Source organism: Micrococcus sp. KRD012 (assembly GCF_017168555.1).
In the GTDB taxonomy this organism is placed as follows: domain Bacteria; phylum Actinomycetota; class Actinomycetes; order Actinomycetales; family Micrococcaceae; genus Micrococcus; species Micrococcus luteus.
This window is the reverse complement of the sequence record NZ_JABFBB010000007.1, coordinates 24,347-27,700: the sequence shown is the minus strand read 5'-3', so window position 1 is coordinate 27,700 and position 3,354 is coordinate 24,347. Positions and strand designations below refer to the sequence as shown.

2 protein-coding genes and 1 pseudogene are annotated in these 3,354 nt (G+C 81.2%); 1 reads left to right on the top strand and 2 read right to left on the bottom strand.

Annotation, left to right across the window (positions count from 1 at the left end; genetic code table 11):
* Nucleotides 1-259, bottom strand: a pseudogene (locus tag J1M37_RS03495) (glycine betaine ABC transporter substrate-binding protein); the annotation flags it as partial.
* Between the two features lie 166 nt (nt 260-425).
* On the opposite strand from J1M37_RS03495, the gene J1M37_RS03490 reads away from it, so the two are divergent.
* On the top strand, nt 426-2,210 hold the full coding sequence (locus J1M37_RS03490; protein ID WP_206452109.1) for a hypothetical protein: 1,785 nt from the start codon (nt 426-428) through the stop codon (nt 2,208-2,210).
* 64 nt (nt 2,211-2,274) lie between these two features.
* Here J1M37_RS03490 and J1M37_RS03485 read toward each other — a convergent pair.
* Nucleotides 2,275-3,354: phosphotransferase (locus J1M37_RS03485; protein ID WP_206452108.1), on the bottom strand; the 1,080-nt coding region annotated here is incomplete at its 5' end.

Genomic DNA, 3,354 nt, shown 5'->3' with positions numbered 1-3,354 from the left:
CCTCCGTCCCGGTCGGCGTCGACGACGGGGTCGACGTCGGCGACGGCGGGGACGGCAGCGCCGCTGCGGGGTCGGCGACGGCGGACAGGGCCAGGGTGTCCACGACGGCGACCGTGTCCCCGCCGGCGGCGGACCACGCGGGCTGCTCCACGGCGACGCCGTCCTCGTCCCCCACGGCGTGGCCGTGCAGGCGCAGGTGACGGGCCAGGACCGCCGCGACGGCGGCCTCCAGGCCCTCGCCGCCGTGCACGACCGTGATCGGTGCGCCTGACGCGGAGGGCGTCGGCGGGGCGTCCGCCTGCCGCGCGCACGCCCCCAGCGCCAGCGACAGCGCGAGGGCGGAGGCGGCGAGGGCCGTCGGGCGGCGGTGGGCGGGGCGGCTCCCGCAGGACCCGCCCCACCGGGACGACCCCTCCGGCGGCCCCGTGGAGCCGGCCGTCGACGCCGCCCTGGACCGGGTGCGCGCCCTGCTCCGGCAGGCCCGCGGCACCGCGGCGCCCGACGCCCCGACCACCCTGGACGCCCGCGGCTGGTGGGAGCTCTCCCTCGAGGCCGCGCTGCGCGACGAGCCCCGGGAGTCCGCCCGCCTCGCCGACTCCGGCCTGGCCGCGCTCGTGCCCGGCCAGGACGACGTCCGCCTCGCCCTGCTGCGGGCGCTCGCCGTCGCCGCGGGCCAGGTCGGGGACGAGGCCGCCCTGACCCGCTGGGTGGAGGCCCGGGCGGCGCTGCTGCGCCACCTCGGCCGGCCCCGGCAGGCCGGGCTCGAGTCCCAGCTCGGCGCCGCCCTCGTGCGCGATCCGGACACGGTCGAGGCGGCGGTGCTGGCCGGCGTCGTGGAGGACGAGCCGGGCGCTCCCGGCGAGGACCCCGGGGACACCGTCCTGCCCGAAGCCGCCCTGGCGCTGGCCGTGCACCGCGTGCACACCGGGGACCTGGACGCCGCGCTCGAGCTGGCCCGCCGCGTCATCGCCGTCCTGGGCGGGCTGCGCGCGGCCGGTGCCCTGCTGCCCACCGGCTCGTGGTCCAGCGCGCACCTGCTGCTCGCCCGCCTGCACCTGTGGCGGGGCGAGCACGCCGAGGCGGACGCGGCGGCCGCCGTCGTCACCGCGCTGCCCGCCGCCCGCGCCGTCCTGGCCTCCGCCACCACGGTGCGGGCGATCGCCGCCCACGAGCTGGACCGTCCGACGGCCGCCCTCGACCTGGCGCTCGAGGCGGCGGAGCGGATGGCCTCGGTCGGGCTGCGGCGCGGCGCCGCCTCCGCGGCGGCCCTGGCCGGGCGCGTGGCCGGCGACCTCGACGGGTACGAGGAGGTCGCCGTGGCCGCGTGGGAGCTGGCCTCCGTGCACGCGGAGAAGGCCGAGGCGCCGGAGGCCTCGAGCCTGAGCTACTGGTGGGCGCACCAGCTCGTACTCGCCGGCCGCGCCGACGAGGCCGAACCCCTGCTCGCCCGGCTGGTGCGCCGCGAGGCCACCCACGGCCGGGACGTCGAGCAGGCCCGTGCCCTCGTGGACCTCGGCCACGCCCACCACGACCAGGACCGCGCCGAGAACGCGCTGCCCCTGTGGCGGGAGGCGGCCGGCCTGTTCGAGGCCCACGGCCAGTGGGAGGACGCCGCGCGCACGCTCCTGGCCGCCGGCGCCCTCGTGAACCGCGAGCGCGACGAACGCACCCGGCCCTCCGCCCTCGACCTGTTCGAGCGGGCGGTCGCGGCCGCGCGCCAGGCGGTGGACGAGGACCCGGCGGTGCTGCCGGCCGCACTGCATGCGCACGGGTACCTGCTGTGCGAGTCCGGCCAGGCGGAGGGCCTCGACCTCCTCGAGGAGGCGCTCGCCCTCGTGCGGGACGCCGGCGCCGACTGGCAGGTGGCCGACTACACGGACACCCGCGCCCGGGCCCTGTGGTCGCTCGAGCGGGGGCCGGAGGCGATCGCCACCGCGCTGCAGGCCGCCGACCTGTTCACGGCCGCCGGGGACCGCGAGGGCGCCGCGCAGGCCGAGCTCTTCGCCGCCTACGTGGTGGCCGAGGACGGCAGCCCCGAGCAGGCCGCGACGCTCTTCCGCCTGGTGTGCGACTCCACCGACTCCACGCTCGTGCGCCTCGGCGCGCTCACGGGCCTGCACCAGTGCCTGTCCGCCCTCGGGGACCACGACGGCGCCGCGCGCGTCCGGGACGAGCTCGACGCGCTCCGGGAGGGGCTCGGCGCGGACTGACCGCCGCTCGAGGCGGCGGCCCAGCCCGGCGGCCCGGCCCGACGGTGGCGGCCGCCGTCGCGGGTCAGAGGCCGACGCGGGCCAGGGCGGCGTCGGCGGCGGCCCGGCGGGCGGCCCGCACGGCGCGGGGTGCGGTCGGCTGCGCCGCGAGGGCGGCGAGGACGATCGCGACGCGGGCGGCCAGCGCCACCTCGTCGACCTCGGTGCGGGCGTGGCGCCGGAACCGTGCGGCCACGGCGTGCAGCGCGGCGCCGCCGGCGCCGAGGTCCACGGCGCCCGCCTCGAGATGGGCGATCAGGACGGCCCAGTCGTCCACGCGGTGTCCCATGCCCAGGTCGTCGGCGTCCAGCACGCCGGTGATCCGCTCCCCCGCCGCGTCCACGTGCAGGTTCCCCGGGTGCAGGTCGCCGTGCACGGGCACGCGCGGGCCGGGGTCCCCGGCCGCGAGCGCCGCGCGGAGCCGGTCCGCCCGGGCGGCGGCCTCGTCCTGGGCCTCGGGGTCCAGCACGACGGCGGCCCACGTGGCGTGCTCGAGCAGGACGGCGGGTCCGCCGTCGTCCGCGGCCGCCCCGGCCGTGGGGCCCGCCGGGCCGGGGGGCTCCTCGGGCACCGGCGGCAGCCGGTCCAGCAGCGCGGCGACCCGCGCGGGGTCGAGCGCGGCGGCCTCGGGCCCGGCCAGCAGCGCCCGCCAGGGCAGGCCCGGCACGCTCGCGAGCGGGAGCACCCCGCGCTCCGGCGCCGCGCGGACGGCGGGCACCGGCACCCCGGCCGCCCCCGCCGCGGCCATGCGCCGGGCGACCCGTGCGGCGCGCGCCGGCGGGAGCACCTTCAGGAACGTGCGGGCCACGACGCCGTCGTCGCCGGTCGCCTCGACGGCCAGGACCGCGCGGTCCCGCGGCCGGTAGCCGCGCCACGTGAGGCGGGCCCGGCCCGGCGCCGTGCCGATCAGGGCCGCGAGCGCGTCCGGATCGGCGGTCAGCGTGAGGCCCGGCAGGACGGGGTCGGCGGGGGCCCACCACCACAGGGTGCCGTCCTCCAGGATCCCGCGCTCGCCCGGGACGGGCGGGCACGCCGCGCCGGGGGCGGCGGGGTGTCGGGGGTCGCGGGCGAGGACGAGGGTGCGGGAGCGGACGCGGGCGTCGCC